Origin of the sequence: Saccharopolyspora elongata, assembly GCF_004348985.1 — a bacterium.
GTDB lineage: Bacteria > Actinomycetota > Actinomycetes > Mycobacteriales > Pseudonocardiaceae > Saccharopolyspora > Saccharopolyspora elongata.
In genome coordinates this window covers 22,287-39,462 of sequence record NZ_SMKW01000054.1, presented here as the reverse complement: position 1 = coordinate 39,462, position 17,176 = coordinate 22,287, and the positions used below count along the sequence as shown (strand labels likewise).

Genomic DNA, 17,176 nt, shown 5'->3' with positions numbered 1-17,176 from the left:
TCAACCGGGAGGTCACACCAATGATCTTGCGAGCTGAGTTCACGACCGAGCCCTTCGAAGGGGAGGGCGAGCCGCCGGCCCACGCCGTGGCCGCCCGAGACTGCCTGCTCGCCGCCGGGCTGGAGCCCGAATTCGGCCCGCTGGGCACCTCGATCAGCGGCGAGCGCGAGCAGCTGCTGCCCGCGCTCGCCGCCGTGATGGAAACCGTGCTGAGCACCGGTGCGAACCGGATCACCCTGCAGGTGACCGTCGGCGATGCCGACGACGACCGGGTTTAGGCTGGTCGGCGTGCATCCGCTCGCCAACGCGATCGCTCCGCTGCTGGAGCACATCGGCGGCACCGCCGTGCCCGCAGACGAGCGCGAACCCGGCGACATCGTCCTGTACTGGGAGGGCGCGCCGGTGGTCGCGGTCCGACTGCCCGGTCAGGAGCTGACCAGCGCCCTCGACCGGATGATCCGGGACGTCGAGGGCGAGCTCGGCGGGCGCCTGCCGGACCTGCCGCGCCCGGCCAAGCAGCGCGCCGTCCGGCTGCTGGAGGAGCGCGGCGCGTTCACCCTGCGCAAGTCCGTCGAGACGGTGGCCAAGGCGCTCGGCGTCAGCCGCTTCACGGTCTACAACTACCTCAACCGCGAGCAGGCCAACCGGAGCTGACCGGGCAGCACCTCGAAGCGCCCCGTTCCCGCTAGTCACCCCCGTGCGCACTTCTTGCTGCCAGGGCGACACGAAGTGCACACGGGCCACAGCGGCTCCCGAACCAACCCCTCCGCCGAGGCATCGGCGCACTCCTCCACGCGCCGGGCGGTTCGCCCGGACTTGTGCCAACCGCACAACGCGCGACCAGGATTTTTCAACAAAGTGTTGACACTTGGCTGAGCACAGTCGTAGCTTTTGCCGCACCGGAGCTCGTGACCGGCAACCGCAGCACAGCCCAGGCATGCTCGGACTCTCGTCCGCCGCCTCCGCCAATCCCGAAAACCTCTTCGGGGCCGCACATCCTGTGAGAGTTTGCGATGTCAACAACCACCGAAACGGACCGGCTGAACGGCCTACCCCGAGCGGAACTCGTCCAGCAGCTCCTCGCCTGCCTGGACGTTCCCCGCTGGGCCGCCGACATCGCCGACCGGCGCCCGTTCGCCGACGTGGACGCCGTCTACCAGGCCGCCGACGCCGCCGCGCCGGAGCTGACCCCCGAGGAGATCGACGGCGCGCTCGCCGCACACCCCCGAATCGGCGAGCGCGCCACCGGCGAGAACACCTCGGCCAAGTTCTCCCGCAACGAGCAGTCCGGGGTCGACGGCGGCGACGCCGAGCTGGCCCGCGCTCTGCGCGAGGGCAACGAGGCGTACGAACAGCGGTTCGGGCGCGTGTACCTGGTCTGCGCCGCCGGTCGCAGCGGCGCGGAGCTGCTGGAGATCCTGCACTCGCGGCTGGACAACGAGCCCGGAGCAGAGCTGCGGATCGTCGCCGACGAACTCCGCAAGATCGCACGTCTGAGATTGGCAAAGGTGATCGAAGGATGAGTGCCGTCACCACCCACGTGCTCGACGCCGCGCGGGGCGCCCCCGCCGCCGGGGTCGCGATCCGGCTGGAGGCCGCCAAGGGTTCCGAAGACCCGCTCGCGGGGTCGAGCATCGATACTGCCTGGACCGCGCTGGCGGAAGGGCGGACCGACGACGACGGCCGGATCAAGGACCTGGGCCCGGACCGGCTGGAGGCCGGGGACTACCGGCTCACCTTCGAGACCGGCGAGTACTTCGACCGCCTGGGTGTCGCGACCTTCTACCCGCAGGTGCAGATCACCTTCCGGATCGCCGACCCCGCTCAGCACTACCACGTCCCGCTGCTGCTGAGCCCGTTCGCCTATTCCACCTACCGAGGGAGCTGATCACCGCATGGGCATCGTCATGGGCCCCAACCAGTACGGCAAGGCCGAGGTCCGCATCGTCTCGGTGAACCGGGACAACGCGCGGCACACCATCAAGGACCTCAACGTCAGCTCCTCGCTGCGCGGCGATCTCGACTCCGCCCACCTCACGGGCGACAACGGCAACGTACTGCCGACCGACACGCAGAAGAACACGGTCTACGCCTTCGCCAAGGAAGCGCCGATCGGCGAGATCGAGGACTTCGCGCTGCGGCTCGGCCGGCACTTCGTCGGCACGGCCGACGGCATCACCGGCGCGCGCATCCTCATCGACGAGTACAGCTGGGAGCGGATCCCGGTCGGCGGCACCGGCCACGACCACTCCTTCGCCCGCTCCACCGACGAGAAGCGCACCACGGCGGTCACCATCGACGGCGACCAGGCGCACGTGGTGTCCGGGCTGAAGGACCTGATCGTCCTCAAGTCCACCGGCTCGGAGTTCTGGGGCTACCCCAAGGACAAGTACACGACGCTGGCCGAGACCAACGACCGGATCCTGGCCACCGCGGTGACCGCCCGCTGGCGCTACCTCCACACCGACGTGGACTGGGGCAAGAGCTTCGAGTCGATCCGGGCGACGATGCTGGAGGCCTTCGCCACCACGCACAGCCTGGCGCTGCAGCAGAGCCTGTACGAGATGGGCAAGGCCGCGATGGAGAAGCACCCGGAGGTGGCCGAGGTCCGGCTGTCGCTGCCGAACAAGCACCACTTCCTGGTCGACCTCGAGTACTGCGGGCTGGAGAACAACAACGAGGTGTTCTTCGCTGCGGACCGGCCGTACGGCCTGATCGAAGGCGTCGTCACCCGCGACGACGTGGAGGAAGCACCGCAGGCTTGGTACAGCCTGCCGCAGTTCTGATCGTTCACCGCAGTTCTCGCAGTTTTCGACCGCCGGGCCTCCCCCACGCGCGAGGAGAACCGGCAATCGAGGATCACCGTTGATCCTGCAGTTGGGGCCACCGGAGATTCCCTGGTGGCCCCTTCTGCTACCCGAACTTCGGGCGCCCGGCAGTCGCCCGAGAAACCATCGGTCCATTGTGGATCGAAGGTTGATTTCCCGGCAATGAAGAGAAACAGCGAACAAACCCGGCGCTGATAGTGACTTGATCTGACCAGCCCCTGCGGCCCAGGAGTCCCCTATGGCCCTCTTCAAGACCCGTCGCAACCGCGGCACCAGAAACGGAAAACCCACCGATGTCCACCCGGTGGACGAGGTAATGCCGCCGGCGCGCCTGCTGGCGTTCGGCATCCAGCACATCGCCGCGATGTACGCCGGCGTGGTGGCGCCGCCGCTGATCATCGGCGAGGCCATGGGCCTGGCGCCGCTGGAGATGACCCTGCTGATCGGCGCGAGCCTGTTCACCGCGGGTCTGGCCACCATGTTGCAGTCGCTGGGCGTGTGGAAGATCGGTGCCCGGCTGCCGTTCGTCAACGGCGTCACGTTCGGCTCCGTCGCGCCGATGCTGGCCATCGTCGCGCAGCAGGGCCAGGGAAATCCGCTGTCGGTGATCTACGGCTCGGTGCTGATCGCCGGCGTGCTGGCCTTCGTGATCGCCCCCTACTTCTCCCGGCTGGTGCGGTTCTTCCCGCCGGTGGTCAACGGCACCGTGATCACGCTCATCGGCCTGTCCCTGATGCCGGTGGGCATCAAGTGGATCGCGGGCAACAACGCCGAGGCACCCGACTACGCGGCACCGGAAAAGATCGCGCTCGGCGCGGTGACGTTCGCGCTGGTGCTGCTGTTCAACCGCTTCCTCAAGGGCTTCTGGAACCGGATCGCGCTGCTGCTCGGCCTGGTGGCCGGCACCCTGATCGCCTGGCCGGTCGGGCTGATCGACACCGAGACCTTCGAGTCGGCGCCGCTGTTCAACTTCCCGACCCCGTTCGCGCTGGGCACTCCGACGTTCAACATCACCGCGACCATCTCGATCTGCATCGTGATGCTGGTGGCGATGATGGAGACCACCGCGGACATGATCGCCCTCGGCGAGATCGTGGACCGGCCCGCGGACGAGAAGACCATCGCGGCCGGCCTGCGCGCCGACGGCGCAGGCAGCGCGATCAGCGCCGTCTTCGGCGGCTTCACCTGCAGCGCCTTCGCGCAGAACATCGGCCTGGTGGCGCTGACCCGGGTCCGCAGCCGGTACGTGGTCGCCACCGCCGGTGGTGTGCTGGTGCTGCTGGGCCTGTTCCCGGTGGTCGGCGCGGTCGTCTCGCTGGTCCCGCAGCCGGTGCTGGGCGGCGCCGCGCTGGTGCTGTTCGGTTCGGTGACCACCAGCGGCATCCGGACGCTCGGCAAGTCCGACCTGGGCGACCCGTTCAACTCGCTGATCGTCGCGGGGTCGCTGGGCATCGGCATGGTCCCGGTCGTCGCGCCGCACTTCTACGAGCACTTCCCGGCCGCGCTGCGCACCGTGCTCGACTCCGGCATCAGCACCGGCTGCATCGCGGCCCTGCTGCTGAACCTGCTGTTCAACGCCTGGCGGAAGCAGCCCGCGGAGGCGGAGCCGACGGTGGGCGGTGACACGGTCGCGGTGGTCGGCACGGCCCCGGGGGAGTACCACCGCGACGAGGCCGACGCCGGTCACCTGGACGCCGTTCCGGAGCCGCGGGCGTCCGCGCAGGAATCCGAATCCACCAGGTAACAACCACCCGCCGAAGGGCGCCTTTTGCCGGTCACACCGGCAAAAGGCGCCCTTCGCACGCGGACGATCACCTCGTCCCGGTCGACTGAACCCCGCGCAGTGGCATCCCCGGTTCCGCCGCTGGTCAAGGGGATTTCCCAATTTTAGGCAAAATCGGAACTCCCCCCTCTCCGTGCGGAACCGGAAATCCGGCGCGGGGAAGGCATTTCCGGCGTCGGCGTTGGGCCGAGCGTCCGAACTTGGCGCGGCGAACGGCCGCTTCTGCCCCGTCCCGCGCACCGGCTCCCCGCGAGGCTCGTTGATCCGGCGAAATTCCTGCCGAAGTTGGGAGATCTCGATGCGGATGCGGGCCCTGATCACCGCCGGATTGGTCGGTTTATCGGTCCTCGCGACCCAGGCGGCCGCGAGCGGGCAGTCCGCGGTGGACCCGCTCGGCGAGAAGCAGTGGGGACTCGCCCAGCTGCGGGCCCCCGAGGCGTGGGCCACCAGCACCGGCGCGGGCCAGGTCATCGCCGTGGTGGACACCGGCGTCGACCTCGGCCACCCCGACCTGGCGCCGAAGCTGGTGCCGGGCGCGACCTTCGCCGGCTGCGGCGACCGGCCGGCGCCGTGCGGCAACGGCGACTGGCTGGGCGTGGACGGCGTGGGCCAGCCGACCGACGTGCACGGCACCCACGTCGCGGGCATCGCCGCGGCGGTCGCCGGGAACGGCATCGGGATCGCCGGCGTCGCGCCGGACGCGCGGATCATGCCGATCAAGGCGCTGGAGAACGGTTCCGGCACGTTCGCCGACATCGGCGCGGGCGTCCGCTACGCCGCCGACCACGGCGCGAACGTCGTGAACCTCAGCCTCGGCGCGCAGCCCGGCACGCAGGTCCTGACGCTGCTCGGGCTGGCCAACGAGACGAAGGACGCCATCGCCTACGCCCGCGAGAAGGGCGTGGTCGTGGTCGCCTCGGCGGGCAACGAAACCGCTCCGCTGTGCGACACCCCGGCCTGGGAGTCCGGCGCGCTGTGCGTCGCCGCGACGGACGCCAACGAGCTCCACTCGACGTACTCCAACCTCGCCCTCAAGCTGGACACGAGGGCCGTGTCGGCGCCGGGCGGCGCGTCCAAGCAGGGCTGCGACGACGACGTCTGGTCGACGGTGCCGCGCGGTGCCGGTTCGGCGAAGTGCGGGCAGGCCGACTACGACTCCTTCGCCGGAACCTCCATGGCGGCCCCGCAGGTCGCGGGTGTCGCGGCGCTGCTCGGCGCGCAGGACCGCAATGCCGACGGCATCGAGAAGGCGCTGATGACCACCGCCCGCACGCCGCTGGTGGGGCTGCGCGGGGTCTTCAACCCGGTTTACGGCTACGGCGTCGTCGATGCCGCCGCGGCGGTCCAGCAGCCGCTGTGACCAGGCGATGACCGCTCGTCGGCGGCGATGGTAATACCACTGGCCACCGCCGCCGACGAGTCCGCCATTGGGCCGAATCCGCGAAAGGTGCAAAATTCCTCGACCGCGCCCCCGAATCCAGGAACAATGATCACAGGACCGCGCGACCGCGCGGCCACCGATCGATCCGGGAGCTGGGCCGATGGACCTTTCGAAGCTGTTCAAGATGGTGTCGCCGGCGAAGCACCATTCGCACGGGCACTCCAGCAGCGGCGGGCACCGCCGCAGGCATTCGAGCAGCGGTGGGCACCGCCGCCGGTACGACAGCAGCAGCGGGCACCGCCGTCGCCGCCACTCGAGCAGCAGCGGCCACGGCCACTACCGCCGTCGCAGCCACAGCTGACGCCGCGCAATCGGCTCGGTTCGGTGCTGATCGATTCGTTGAGCTCCTACTACTACGGCGAACCCGACCAGGACTGGGGACCGCCGGGACCGCCGCTCGCGCCGGGTGACGTGCTCGCCCCCGGCTACCGGGTCGTCGGGCACCTGCGCCGCGGCAGCCGGCTGGACGTCTACGACGTGTGGAGCGAGGAGCGGTCCTGCCGCTGCATCGCCAAGACCGTCCGGCCGGAGCGCGCCGCGGACGAGCGCGCGATCGGCTGGCTGCGCAACGAAGGCGTGCTGCTGACCCAGTTCACGCATCCGCACCTGGTGCGCGGCTACGAGATCGCGCAGGCCGACGAGCCGGCGCGGCCGGTGGTGATCACCGAGACGCTGCCGGGGCACACGCTGGGCTTCCTGATCGAGGAGCTCGGGCGGCTGCGGCCGGTCGACACCGCGGTGCTGGGCATCCAGCTGTGCTCGGTGCTCGGCTATCTGCACCGCCGCGGCTGGGTGCACATCGACGTGAAGCCGTCGAACGTGGTCGAGGTCGGCGGCCGGGCGGTGCTGCTCGACCTCAGCCTCGCCTGCCGGATCGGCGAGCACAGCTCGGCCGGGACGTTCGACTACCTCTCCCCGGAGCAGGCGGCCGGCGGCGAGATGACGCCGGCGGCGGACACCTGGGGCCTCGGCATCACGTTGTACGAGGCCCTTTCGGGCACCACACCGTGGGCCGAGGTGTCCTCCAGCGGGCGCAACGATGACGGCACCCGCTACTACCCGCAGCGGCACAACACTGCCGCGCCGCTGCGCACCCACCGACGCCTGCCCGCGGCGCTGTCCCGCACCGTCGACGCCTGCCTCGACCCGGACCCGAAGTCCCGTCCGACGGTGGGCGAGGTCGCGGACCGCCTGATCGCCTGGTCCGGCATGAACCCGGAGACCATCGACACCTGAGCTACCGGATCTCCTTGCGCGGCAAGGCGAACGCGAGCAGCACCCCGAGTACCATCCCCACCGCCGCGAGCAGCACCGCGAGCCGCCCGCCGCCCGCCAGCACGGCGGTCTCGGCGCTGTGCCCGGAGTAGGCGACGGCGGTCAGCGCGGCGATGCCGATGGCGTTGCCCAGGTTCAGCGTCGTCGAAGCCATGCCGGACGCGACGCCCTGTTCCCCTGCGGCGACGCCGGATCCGGCCGCGATCCACATCGCGGTCCAGGTGATCCCCTGCCCGACGCCGGAGACCAGAAGCCCGGGAACCGCGACGAGGTAGCCCGCACCGTCCTGGAAGCCGACGGCCAGGATCGCCGTCCCGACCACTCCGATGACGCCGCCCGCCACGAGCGTGGCACGGGTGCCGAACCGGGTGGCGGCGCGCTCGCCGAGCTGCGTTCCGGCGGCGATCGCCAGTGCCGGCAGCAGGAAGCCGAGCCCGGTCTGCAGCGCGCTGAATCCGTGCACCTGCTGGAAGAGGATCGTGAGGAAGTACGGCAGCGCACCGAACGTGCCCATGTAGACGAACGTAGCGCTGACACCGACGACGAGGCTCCGGTTGCGCAGCAGGCGCGGCGGCATCAGCGGATCCGCGCTGCGCACCTCGATGAACGCGAACGCGACGAGCAGCACCACCGCGAGCGCCGCAGCCACGACTACATCCGTTGCGCCCCAACCGACTTCGGCTCCCTGCACGAGCGCGTACACGAGCAGCGTGGCGCCGCCGGTGACCGTCAGCGCGCCCGGCACGTCGAAGCGCCGCCCGCGTTGCGCGGCCGCATCGCGCGGAATGACGACCAGCGCGGCGACCGCGACCAGCCCGGCCAACGGCACGTTCACGTAGAAAACCGCCGGCCAGCCGAAGAACTCGGTCAGGATGCCGCCCAGCAGGGCGCCCACGGTGAGCCCGCTGGCGCCCGCCCCGCCCCACACCGCGAGCGCCCGGTTCCGCCGCGGCCCCTCCTCGAACAGCGTGTTGATCAGCGAGAGCGTCGACGGCAGCAGCATCGCGCCGCCGATGCCCTGCACCATGCGCGCGGCGATGATCAGCCCGGGGCCGGTCGCCAGCCCGCCGGCCAGCGACGAGGCCGCGTAGACAGCGAGGGCCGCGACGAACATCCGGCGGCGGCCGAACAGGTCGGCCGCCCGGCCGCCGAGCAGCAGGAAGCCCCCCGCGAACACCGCGTAGGCGCCGACCACCCACTGCTGGGTCTGGTTCGGGAAGCCCAGTTCGGCGCCGATCTCCGGGAGCGCGACGAACACGATGTTCAGGTCCAGCGAGAAGATCAGCTGCGCCAGGGCCAGTAGCGCCAGGCTCCACCCCAGGCTGCGACCGGTGTCGGGCGGCGATGTCGAGAGCGCGGACATGTCGGCCCTTCCATTCGATTGATCTTGATTGACTGTACGCACACTAGTGAACAGTTCACATATGCGTCAACAATCGAACGGAAGTCTGTTCACGTCTACGCGTACTTTTGCGTAGACTCGACGAGGTGATCGACACGCATCCGGACCGCGACCAGATCCAGCTGCAGGACGTGCTCTCCGCGCTGGCCAACCCGCTGCGGATGACCATCGTCCGCGCGCTCGCCACCGGCGGCGAGCAGAGCTGCGGAAGCATCGTCGAAGGCGTGTCGAAGTCGACCCTGACCAGGCATTGGCGGGTGCTGCGGGACAGCGGCGTGATCTGGCAGCAGCCGTCCGGCCGGGAGAACCTGCTGTCGCTGCGCCACGACGACCTCGAAGCCAGGTTCCCCGGCCTGCTCGACACGATCCTGGCGGCGGCCGACCGCGAAGACGGCCGCTGAATCAACCCTCGATCCGGCCGAGCTCCCGGCACAGCGCCCAGATCGCGTCCCGGTTGCGCCGGTCGCGGACGCTCGCCGGCCACGGGGCGCGTTCGGCCTTGCTGTTGAAGTAGACGCCGTGCACTTCGGCGAGGCCCGGATCGGACGCCAGGCGAATGCTGGAAGCGGCCGCTTTCTCCACAGCCGCACCGCCGTAGATGACCGGCATGAGGATCCTCAGCAGCGGCACCACCGGCCGCGCCGCCAACGGATACGCGCTCGTCGTCAGGTTCTTGTTCATGGACGTGTAGGCGTGTCCGGGATACGCGACGTTGATCGTGATCCCCGACTCCCGCAGGCGCTCGGCGAAGGCGCAGCTCATCGCCATCAGCGCGAGCTTGGTCTGGTTGTAGAACGCGAGCCCCACGTAGGACTTCTCGCCCTGCAGGTTGTCCAGGTCGATCCGGCCGCGCGGCACCCCGCCGGCGATGTTGACGACCCGCCCGCGACCGGCGCGCCGAAGCTCGGGCAGCAGGAGATGGGTGAGCACGAACGGGGCCAGGACGTTGGCCGCGAACGCCATCTCGACGCCGTCCGCGGTCAGCTCCCGGCTTTCCTTGGCAACCCCGGCATTGTTGATCAGCACGTGCAGGCCGCCGTCGCGAGCCCTCACCTGCTCCGCCAGGCGGCGCAGGTCGTCCCGCCTGGTCACGTCGGCTATCAGCGCCTCGACGCCGGGATTGCCGGTGTCGCGCCGGAGCTCCGCAGCCGCCGCTTCGGCTCGATCCGCGTTGCGCCCCACCAGGATCACGTCGGCCCCCAGCCGCGCGAGGCCGCGCGCCGTCTCCTTGCCGATCCCACCCGTGCTACCGGTCACGAGCACCGTCTTGCCGCTCATCGTCGCCACTTCTCGCCTCCCATGTCACCGAATGTCTAGTTTGACATCTGATGACATAAAGTAGACTAGGGTGCGTGAACAGCGCGAGTGGCACCGATGGGCTGCGGGCGCGGGCGCGGCGTGCGGTCCGCACGGAGCTCGCCGAGCTGGCCTTGGAGATGTTCGTCGAGCACGGCTTCGACGAGACGACCGTGGACGAGATAGCCCGGGCCGCTGGGCTGACGAAGCGCAGCTTCTTCCGGTACTTCCCGTCGAAGGAGGACGCCGTCTTCGGCGGGATCGACGCGCTCGGCGAACAGGTCGTCGAAGACCTGCGCGCCCAGCCCGCCGACCAGCCGCCGTGGGCATGCCTGCACCACGTGCTGCGCCGCTGGGCGGAGAAGATCCATTCCTCGCAGCGCGACGCGACCAGCCTCCGGCTGATCGAAACGACGCAGTCGCTGCGAGCCCGGCTGCACCAGAAGCGGGAGCAGTGGCGCCAGGACGTCGCCGATGTCCTGCGCGAACGCTCCGGACTCGACGCGTTCACCGCGGATCTGCTGACCAACGCGGCGACGGCGGCCCTCGACACCGCGTCCCGGGAGTGGCTGCGCGGCGACGAGGACCGGATGAAGTCGATCGACCGGGCCTTCGAGCAGCTGGCGCCGGCTTTCGCCGCCGGAGCCCCGAAGGCCTGACCGCGGGTCAGCGCTTGCGGCGGAAGGCGATCGCGAAGGAGACGATGACGGCGGCGAGCGCCAGCTGGCCGCCCCAGACGATCTTGTTCACGTTGACGGCCGGGTGCCAGGCGACCTTGCCGTCGGCGGAGACCGAGAACGCGCCGACCGGGCGGGCATCCACGCCGATGCCGACGCCGTCGTCGTGACCGTGGCGACCGCCGCCGGTGCGGACGTGAGCGACCGGCAGCAGGGTGGTGTCGCCCTGCCGCACGGGTTCACCGAAGACCTGGCGCTTGCCCAGCCGCTCGGCCAACGTCTCCAGGATGTCCCCCCGGGCGGACTGCTCTTCCATGATCTGCTCCTCGCGACGCTGTCGGACCGGACCGACGCTAGCCGGTGCCGCGGCGCCGTGCCGTGCAGTTCTCCCATTACCCGCGGGGTAATCGACGCGATGCGGGATCGCCGCGAGACTCGTGGCAGTTCCGATCCGAGGAGAGACGCGATGACCTTCAGGAAAACCGTCGACGACTTCCTGCAGACCCTGGCCGGCGGCGACCCCGACGCCATCGCCGCGCTGTTCGCCGAGACCGTCGACTGGAAGATCGTCGGATCGCCTGCGGTGCCGTGGATCCGGCACTGCACGACGCGCGCCGACGTCGCCGATTTCTTCCGCACGATGCTGGGCGGTTTCGTCCCCAGGGAAACCGAGGCGCGCATCGGCCACATCCTCGTCGACGGGCCGCACGCGGTGGTGCTCGGCGAGGTGTCGCAGGTCATCAGGGCCAACGGCCGGGCCTTCACCACCCCGTTCGCCCTGCACCTGACCGGCGAGGACGGCCTGATCACCCGCTACCACATCTACGAGGACAGCCTCACCGTCGCCGAAGCCGCCGCGTAGCGGCCACTCGTACGGGAGCGTGCGAACGGCCCGGCAAAGGCCCCAGCCGAAACGGATCAGAAGCGGATGACCTGGCGCATGGCCCGCCCGGCGGCGAGCTCGTCCATCGCGTGGTTGATGTCGTCCAGGTCGATGGTCCCCGACACCAGCTGGTCGACGGGCAGCTTCCCGGCCCGCCACAGGTCCGCGTACTCCGGGATGTCCTGCGCGGGCAGGCCGGAACCGAGGAACGAGCCGATGATCGTGCGGGTCTCGCTCACCAGCGCCAATGGCGAGATGCTGCTCCGCGCCTCCGGCGAGGCCAGGCCGACCGAGACCGTCCGCCCGGCGGGCGCGGTCACCGAAACCGCCGTCTCGAACGCCTTCGCGTTGCCGCTCGCCTCCACGACCACCGAGGTCTTGTGCCCGGATTCGACGGCCTCCTCCGGCGTCAACGCCTTCGTCGCGCCGAGTTCGAGGCCGCGAGACCGCTTGCCCGCCAAGGGATCCACGACGGTCACGCTGCCCGCGCCACAGGCCAGCGCAACCAGCACCGCCGCCATGCCGACCCCGCCGACGCCCACCACCGTGACGTCTTCGCCGGGCTCGATGCGGGCGGCGTTCTTCACCGCGCCACCGCCGGTGAGCACCGCGCAGCCGAGCAGCGCGCCGATCTCCGGCGGCACGTCGTCGGCGACCGGCACGACGGAGTGGCGGTCGACCACGGCGTGCGTGGCGAACCCGGAAACGCCGCAGTGGTGGTGCACCTCGCGGCCGTCCCACTTCAGGCGGCGAGCGCCGGAGAGCAGCGTGCCCGCACCGTTCGCGGCCCAGCCCGGCGAGCACAGCGCCCGCCCACCCGCTCGGCACGCGTCGCATTCCTCGCACCGCGGCACGAAGTACAGGACGACGCGCTGCCCGACGGCGAGATCGGTGACGCCGGCGCCGACCTCGGCGACCCGGCCGCAGGCCTCGTGCCCGAGCAGCATCGGCACCGGGCGCACCCGGTTTCCGTCCACAACGGACAGATCGGAGTGGCAGACCCCGGCGGCCTCCAGCTGCACGAGCAACTCGCCCGGCCCGGGCGAGTCGAGGTCGAGTTCGGTGACGGCGAGCGGCCGCGACCGCTCCCACGGCCCAGGCCGACCGCATTCCTGCAGCACCGCACCCCTGATCTCCATCGCCACGCTCCTCCAAGCCGCCGGATCCGTGCCCATCCGCTCACACCGAACACCGACTTTCAACCCCTGCCCACGGCGCCGGTCAGACCCCCGCGGGAATGGTGACGAAGAACGGCAACGACTGGCGGCGCGGCTCGGTGCAGCACTGGGATGGCCGGGCGTGGAACGAGGTTCCGCTCCCGGAGCTGGGCTCCTACTGGACGTTGTGCGGGATCAGCGGTACCGCGCCCGAACGACCTGTGGTCGCAGCCCCGACGAAGGCGGGGACGCGCGGCCGTACGCCGCGACCTACGGCGGCTGACGCGATGAGGGCCGCCGGTGCCGGGGGCCGGCGGCCTACCGGCCTAGAGGCGGCCGAGCTTGCGGATCTCCGGTTCCGCCAGTCCCGTCATCTCCTTGACCTCGTCCGCGTCGGTGGCGCCGTTGTCCAGCGCCCGCACGAAGGACGCCGCCAGCGCTCGCGCCGTCGCCGGCTCGTCCAGCACCGCGCTGCCGCTGGCCGACACGTACGCCGACAGCCGCGCCGCCTCCGCCGGAGCCGAGTCGCGGAACGCCGCGAACACCGCCGCGTAGCGGGTCACCAGCTGCGCCGGGTGCAGGTCCCAGCCCTGGTAGAAGCCGTGCTCCAGGGACCGGCGGGTGAGCTCGTAGTGGGTGCGCCAGCCGTGGTGCACCTGGTCGCCGACCGGCAGCACGTTCGTCGAGCCGTCGGACAGGAACACCCCGGTGCCCGCGGCGGACACCTGCATCGCGTGCCGCGCGAAGTCGCAGGCGCGGTGCGCGAGGTGCTGGTGCGCGGCGGTCAGCCCGCAGCTGGCCGTGTAGTCGTAGGTGCCGAAGTGCAGCCCGGTGACCCGGCCAGCGCCCGCCCGCAGGAATAGCGGCAGCGCGAAGCGACCGTGCGAGTCCACGATGGACTGCGTGGTCTCCACCTGGATCTCGAAGCGCAGCGACTTCTCCGGCATGCCCAGCTGCTGCTCGAAGAGCTCCAGCAGCTCGACGAAGACCTCGACCTGCGAGACGTCGACGACCTTCGGGAAGGTGAGCACGAATCCGGCGGGCAGGCTGCCCCACTGCTGCAGCAACGCGGTGAGGAAGACGTCCAGCGTGCGCACCGAGCGGGCGCGCAGCTCCGGGGTGTCGAAGGACTTCACCCGCAGGCCGAAGTTCGCCGGCTCCACGCCGTCGCGCAACCACCCGGCGACCACCCCGGCGGTCCGCTCGGCGTCGGCGTCCTCGACGTCGTCGCCGGGCCGCCCGTAGCCGTCCTCGAAGTCGATGCGCAGGTCCTCGACCGGCGAGTTCTGCAGCTTCGCCCGCACCCGCGGGTGCACGGCCCGGGCGATCTGCTCGTCCAGGCCTAGGATCTCGACGAGGTCCTCGGGCCGGGCGGCGTCCCGGTCGAGCGCGGCCAGCGCCTCCCGTCCCCACTGCCGCACCGTGTCGGCGTCGACCTTGCTCGCCGGCACGTAGCAGGTGTGCACCGGCTGCCGGGCCGCGCTCGCGCCCGGGTACGTGCGGGCGATGTGCTCGTCCACCTCGGACAGGCGGGCGAGCCGCTTCGCGATCTCGGTGGATTCCAGCGAGGTTCTGGCCACTTGCGCTCCCTTCGTCCGGCAGCCGGGAGGCGTCCCCGGCTGCCCAGTTCGGCTACGGCGACGGGGTCGTGAGTGCTTTTGGCTGCTGCAGCAACCAAAAGCACTCACGACCCCAGGCTCACCGCGGCCTTTCCGTACTCAGTCGATCTCTTCGTAGGCAGGCAGCGTCAGGAAGTCGACGAACTCGTCAGCCACCGCCACCTGCTCGAACAGCTCGACGGCCCGGCCCAGGTTGTCGACCGGGAAGCCGTCTTCGGACCGCAGCTGCTTCTCGGTGTCGGCCAGCACCTCGCGGACCAGGTCCGCGGTGACCTGCTCGCCACCGGCCAGCACCACGCTGTTGTGCAGCCACTGCCAGATCTGCGAACGCGAGATCTCGGCGGTAGCGGCGTCCTCCATCAGGTTGTGGATCGCCGCCGCGCCGTTGCCGCCCAGCCACGACACGATGTAGCGGACGCCGACGTCGACCGCGGCGCGCAGGCCCTCGATGGTCTTCTCACCGGGGGTGTCGGCCACCGACAGCAGCTGGTCGGCGGTCACCGAGACCTCGTCGCGGGTGCGGTCGATCTGGTTGGGCTTGTCGCCCAGCACCGCGTCGAACTCCTCGAAGCAGATCGGCACCAGGCCGGGGTGAGCGACCCAGGAGCCGTCGAAGCCGTCGCCGGCCTCGCGCTTCTTGTCGTCGTGCACCTTGCCCATCGCGGCCTCGTTGGTGGCCGGGTCCTTGGTGGGGATGAACGCGGCCATGCCGCCGATCGCGAACGCGCCGCGCTTGTGGCAGGTGCGCACCAGCAGCTCGGTGTAGGCGCGCATGAACGGCGCGGTCATGGTCACCGAGTTGCGGTCCGGGAGGATGTACTTGTCCGAGTCGCGGAAGGTCTTGATCACGCTGAACAGGTAGTCCCAGCGGCCCGCGTTGAGGCCGGCGGAGTGGTCGCGCAGCTCGTAGAGGATCTCCTCCATCTCGAACGCGGCCGGGTAGGTCTCGATCAGCACCGTGGCGCGCACCGTGCCGTGCGGGACGCCGAGCTCCTGCTGGGCGTGGGTGAACACGTCGTTCCACAGCCGAGCCTCGAGGTGGCTCTCCATCTTCGGCAGGTAGAAGTACGGTCCGCTGCCGCGGCTGATCAGTTCCTTGGCGTTGTGGAAGAAGTGCAGGCCGAAGTCGACGAACGCGGCGACCACCGGCTTGCCGTCGACCAGGATGTGCTTCTCGTCGAAGTGCCAGCCGCGGGGGCGCACCAGCGGAACGGCGTGCTTGACGTCGTCGCGCAGCTTGTAGTGCTTGCCCTCGGGCGTGGTCAGCTCGATCTGCTTGCGGACCAGGTCGTAGAGGTTGACCTGGCCGGAGACCACGTTGCGCCAGTGCGGGGTGTTGGCGTCCTCGAGGTCGGCGAGCCAGACGCGCGCGCCGGAGTTCAGCGCGTTGATGGCCATCTTGCGGTCGGTCGGGCCGGTGATCTCGACGCGACGGTCGGCGATGTCGGCCGGCGGCGCGGCCACCTGCCAGTCGCCTTCGCGGATGTGCCGGGTCTCCGCCAGGAAGTCCAGCCGGCCCTTGGCGGTGGCCTCGGCGCGGCGCTCCTTGCGGCGGGCGAGCAGCTCGTCGCGGCGGGCGCCGAAGGCGCGCTGCAGACCGGCGACGAACTCGAGCGCTTCCTCGGTCAGGATCTCGTCCCCGCGCTCGACGGCACCGCCGAGCACCTGCACTCCTGCTGGGGTTTCGGACATGGGAAGTCCACCTCTTTCTGCTGCCGGGTTCCAGACGGTGGCTTGTTGGCTCACCTTGCCGCGTGGCGGACTGTCGCGCACCCGACGAGGCGCGCGGCGGCCGTTCCGCTAGCGGTACGCCCGTTATGTTTTCTGCATCGTGGATGTTAGTTTCCATATAGCGTTCGAAGCAACATGAGCTGGCGCACCCGCCACGGACTAGACTCTGCTCAGCCAGCACAGTGGAAAGGGAGTTCTGCGATGACCACTGGCCCGCAGCGGGCGACTCAGGGCGGAGGGGTGCAGTCGGTCGAACGCACCTTCGAGCTCCTGGAACTGATGGCCGACGCCGGCGGTGAAGTCGCACTGTCCGAGCTCGCCGAGAAGTCCGGCCTGCCGCTCCCGACGATCCACCGCATCATCCGCACGCTGGTGAGCAACGGTTACGCCCGCCAGCAGCCCTCGCGCCGCTACGCGCTCGGCCCCCGGCTGATCCGGCTCGGCGAGACCGCCAGCCGCGCGCTCGGCTCCTGGGCCCGCCCGTACCTCGCCGAGCTCACCGAGGCCACCGGCGAGACGTCCAACATGGCGGTGCTCGACGGCGAGCAGATCGTCTACGTCGCGCAGGTCCCCTCGCAGCACTCCATGCGGATGTTCACCGAGGTCGGCCGCCGGGTCGACGCGCACGCCACGGCCGTCGGCAAGGCCGTCATGGCCACCATGCCGCCGGAGACGGTGACGCAACTGCTCTCCCGCACGACGATGCACCCGCAGACCGAGCGCACCATCATCACGGTCGAGGCGATGCAGGAGGAGCTGGGCCGCATCCGCCAGCAGGGCTACGCGCTGGACGACGGCGAGCAGGAAGTCGGCGTGCGCTGCTACGCCGTCGCCGTGCCGGGAGCGCCGGCGGGCGCGGCGATCTCGATCTCCGGTCCGGAGGGCCGGATGACGCGGATCTCGACGGACGAGGTCATCCCGCTGATGAAACGCCTGGCCAACGACCTGTCGGCCGAGCTCAGCGTCAGCAACACGGCCTGATCCGCCGCAATTTCAATGGAAATCGAAGGTCCGATTTCCATTGAAATTGCGTCACTCGAGGTTCCGGGCTGATTGGCCAACGGGCGCGAGGAGGCCGACCAGG

The 17,176-nt window shown here is 70.3% G+C and carries 19 protein-coding genes; 13 read left to right on the top strand and 6 right to left on the bottom strand.

Annotated features, from left to right (window positions below):
- Positions 1-20 precede the first annotated feature (20 nt).
- The 9 genes from E1288_RS31430 to E1288_RS31390 all read left to right on the top strand — a co-directional run bounded on the left by E1288_RS31430 (position 21) and on the right by E1288_RS31390 (position 7,288).
- Complete coding sequence (locus E1288_RS31430) at positions 21-278, top strand: thiamine-binding protein (protein ID WP_132491684.1); 258 nt, start codon at positions 21-23, stop codon at positions 276-278.
- A complete protein-coding gene (locus E1288_RS31425; RefSeq protein ID WP_235883926.1) occupies positions 256-654 on the top strand; it encodes a helix-turn-helix domain-containing protein in 399 nt (132 codons plus the stop codon). The genes E1288_RS31430 and E1288_RS31425 overlap by 23 nt, the downstream gene beginning before the upstream one ends.
- Positions 655-1,013: 359 nt before the next feature.
- The gene (gene uraD, locus E1288_RS31420; protein WP_132491682.1) at positions 1,014-1,523 is read left to right on the top strand and encodes a 2-oxo-4-hydroxy-4-carboxy-5-ureidoimidazoline decarboxylase; all 510 of its coding nucleotides are present in this window, start codon (positions 1,014-1,016) and stop codon (positions 1,521-1,523) included.
- Positions 1,520-1,888 (top strand): hydroxyisourate hydrolase, encoded by a 369-nt coding sequence (gene uraH / locus E1288_RS31415; protein ID WP_132491680.1) that lies wholly within the window; start codon positions 1,520-1,522, stop codon positions 1,886-1,888. Before uraD ends, uraH begins: the two co-directional genes overlap by 4 nt.
- A 7-nt stretch (positions 1,889-1,895) precedes the next feature.
- Positions 1,896-2,786: a factor-independent urate hydroxylase gene (gene pucL, locus E1288_RS31410; RefSeq protein ID WP_132491678.1), complete on the top strand. Its 891-nt coding sequence runs from the start codon at positions 1,896-1,898 to the stop codon at positions 2,784-2,786.
- 280 nt (positions 2,787-3,066) lie between these two features.
- Positions 3,067-4,572, top strand: coding sequence for a nucleobase:cation symporter-2 family protein (locus E1288_RS31405; protein ID WP_165968352.1), 1,506 nt, complete (start codon positions 3,067-3,069; stop codon positions 4,570-4,572).
- A 337-nt stretch (positions 4,573-4,909) separates the two neighbouring features.
- Positions 4,910-5,971 carry a S8 family serine peptidase gene (locus E1288_RS31400; RefSeq protein ID WP_207954664.1) on the top strand — a complete coding sequence of 354 codons (1,062 nt, stop codon included), beginning with the start codon at positions 4,910-4,912 and terminating at the stop codon, positions 5,969-5,971.
- Positions 5,972-6,152: 181 nt separating this feature from the next.
- Positions 6,153-6,353 (top strand): hypothetical protein, encoded by a 201-nt coding sequence (locus E1288_RS31395; protein WP_132491676.1) that lies wholly within the window; start codon positions 6,153-6,155, stop codon positions 6,351-6,353.
- A gap of 23 nt (positions 6,354-6,376) precedes the next feature.
- A complete protein-coding gene (locus E1288_RS31390; protein ID WP_132491674.1) occupies positions 6,377-7,288 on the top strand; it encodes a serine/threonine-protein kinase in 912 nt (303 codons plus the stop codon).
- Position 7,289: 1 nt separating this feature from the next.
- Here the strand turns inward: E1288_RS31390 and E1288_RS31385 are convergent, their stop codons facing one another.
- Entirely contained in the window at positions 7,290-8,690 is a 1,401-nt protein-coding gene (locus tag E1288_RS31385; protein ID WP_207954663.1) for an MFS transporter, read from the bottom strand.
- 125 nt (positions 8,691-8,815) lie between these two features.
- Here E1288_RS31385 and E1288_RS31380 point away from each other — a divergent pair, with 125 nt between their 5' ends.
- Positions 8,816-9,130: an ArsR/SmtB family transcription factor gene (locus E1288_RS31380; RefSeq protein WP_132491672.1), complete on the top strand. Its 315-nt coding sequence runs from the start codon at positions 8,816-8,818 to the stop codon at positions 9,128-9,130.
- Position 9,131: 1 nt separating this feature from the next.
- On the opposite strand, the gene E1288_RS31375 is transcribed toward E1288_RS31380, so the two are convergent.
- Positions 9,132-10,007: an SDR family NAD(P)-dependent oxidoreductase gene (locus E1288_RS31375; protein ID WP_132491670.1), complete on the bottom strand. Its 876-nt coding sequence runs from the start codon at positions 10,005-10,007 to the stop codon at positions 9,132-9,134.
- A gap of 74 nt (positions 10,008-10,081) precedes the next feature.
- Between E1288_RS31375 and E1288_RS31370 the strand changes: the two genes are divergently transcribed.
- Complete coding sequence (locus tag E1288_RS31370) at positions 10,082-10,684, top strand: TetR family transcriptional regulator (protein WP_235883925.1); 603 nt, start codon at positions 10,082-10,084, stop codon at positions 10,682-10,684.
- Positions 10,685-10,691: 7 nt separating this feature from the next.
- On the opposite strand, the gene E1288_RS31365 is transcribed toward E1288_RS31370, so the two are convergent.
- Entirely contained in the window at positions 10,692-11,018 is a 327-nt protein-coding gene (locus tag E1288_RS31365; RefSeq protein ID WP_132491668.1) for a hypothetical protein, read from the bottom strand.
- Positions 11,019-11,168: 150 nt separating this feature from the next.
- Between E1288_RS31365 and E1288_RS31360 the strand changes: the two genes are divergently transcribed.
- The gene (locus tag E1288_RS31360; RefSeq protein WP_132491666.1) at positions 11,169-11,564 is read left to right on the top strand and encodes a nuclear transport factor 2 family protein; all 396 of its coding nucleotides are present in this window, start codon (positions 11,169-11,171) and stop codon (positions 11,562-11,564) included.
- A 56-nt stretch (positions 11,565-11,620) separates the two neighbouring features.
- On the opposite strand, the gene E1288_RS31355 is transcribed toward E1288_RS31360, so the two are convergent.
- The 3 genes from E1288_RS31355 to aceB all read right to left on the bottom strand — a co-directional run bounded on the left by E1288_RS31355 (position 11,621) and on the right by aceB (position 16,053).
- Positions 11,621-12,724: an alcohol dehydrogenase catalytic domain-containing protein gene (locus E1288_RS31355; protein ID WP_132491664.1), complete on the bottom strand. Its 1,104-nt coding sequence runs from the start codon at positions 12,722-12,724 to the stop codon at positions 11,621-11,623.
- 344 nt (positions 12,725-13,068) lie between these two features.
- Positions 13,069-14,322: a DUF6986 family protein gene (locus tag E1288_RS31350; RefSeq protein WP_132491662.1), complete on the bottom strand. Its 1,254-nt coding sequence runs from the start codon at positions 14,320-14,322 to the stop codon at positions 13,069-13,071.
- A gap of 138 nt (positions 14,323-14,460) precedes the next feature.
- Positions 14,461-16,053, bottom strand: coding sequence for a malate synthase A (gene aceB, locus E1288_RS31345; RefSeq protein ID WP_132491660.1), 1,593 nt, complete (start codon positions 16,051-16,053; stop codon positions 14,461-14,463).
- A gap of 240 nt (positions 16,054-16,293) precedes the next feature.
- Between aceB and E1288_RS31340 the strand changes: the two genes are divergently transcribed.
- A complete protein-coding gene (locus E1288_RS31340) occupies positions 16,294-17,073 on the top strand; it encodes an IclR family transcriptional regulator (protein ID WP_132491658.1) in 780 nt (259 codons plus the stop codon).
- Positions 17,074-17,176: the final 103 nt, after the last annotated feature.

Excerpts from the sequence above, each read along its gene's own strand:
- uraD (WP_132491682.1), top strand. The coding sequence starts at position 1,014 with ATGTCAACAACCACCGAAACGGACCGGCTGAACGGCCTACCCCGAGCG.
- E1288_RS31355 (WP_132491664.1), bottom strand. The coding sequence starts at position 12,724 with ATGGAGATCAGGGGTGCGGTGCTGCAGGAATGCGGTCGGCCTGGGCCG.
- E1288_RS31340 (WP_132491658.1), top strand. The coding sequence starts at position 16,294 with ATGACCACTGGCCCGCAGCGGGCGACTCAGGGCGGAGGGGTGCAGTCG.
- E1288_RS31395 (WP_132491676.1), top strand. The coding sequence starts at position 6,153 with ATGGACCTTTCGAAGCTGTTCAAGATGGTGTCGCCGGCGAAGCACCAT.
- uraH (WP_132491680.1), top strand. The coding sequence starts at position 1,520 with ATGAGTGCCGTCACCACCCACGTGCTCGACGCCGCGCGGGGCGCCCCC.
- E1288_RS31400 (WP_207954664.1), top strand. The coding sequence starts at position 4,910 with ATGCGGATGCGGGCCCTGATCACCGCCGGATTGGTCGGTTTATCGGTC.
- E1288_RS31375 (WP_132491670.1), bottom strand. The coding sequence starts at position 10,007 with ATGAGCGGCAAGACGGTGCTCGTGACCGGTAGCACGGGTGGGATCGGC.
- E1288_RS31405 (WP_165968352.1), top strand. The coding sequence starts at position 3,067 with ATGGCCCTCTTCAAGACCCGTCGCAACCGCGGCACCAGAAACGGAAAA.
- E1288_RS31360 (WP_132491666.1), top strand. The coding sequence starts at position 11,169 with ATGACCTTCAGGAAAACCGTCGACGACTTCCTGCAGACCCTGGCCGGC.
- E1288_RS31365 (WP_132491668.1), bottom strand. The coding sequence starts at position 11,018 with ATGGAAGAGCAGTCCGCCCGGGGGGACATCCTGGAGACGTTGGCCGAG.
- aceB (WP_132491660.1), bottom strand. The coding sequence starts at position 16,053 with ATGTCCGAAACCCCAGCAGGAGTGCAGGTGCTCGGCGGTGCCGTCGAG.
- E1288_RS31425 (WP_235883926.1), top strand. The coding sequence starts at position 256 with ATGCCGACGACGACCGGGTTTAGGCTGGTCGGCGTGCATCCGCTCGCC.
- pucL (WP_132491678.1), top strand. The coding sequence starts at position 1,896 with ATGGGCATCGTCATGGGCCCCAACCAGTACGGCAAGGCCGAGGTCCGC.
- E1288_RS31385 (WP_207954663.1), bottom strand. The coding sequence starts at position 8,690 with ATGTCCGCGCTCTCGACATCGCCGCCCGACACCGGTCGCAGCCTGGGG.
- E1288_RS31430 (WP_132491684.1), top strand. The coding sequence starts at position 21 with ATGATCTTGCGAGCTGAGTTCACGACCGAGCCCTTCGAAGGGGAGGGC.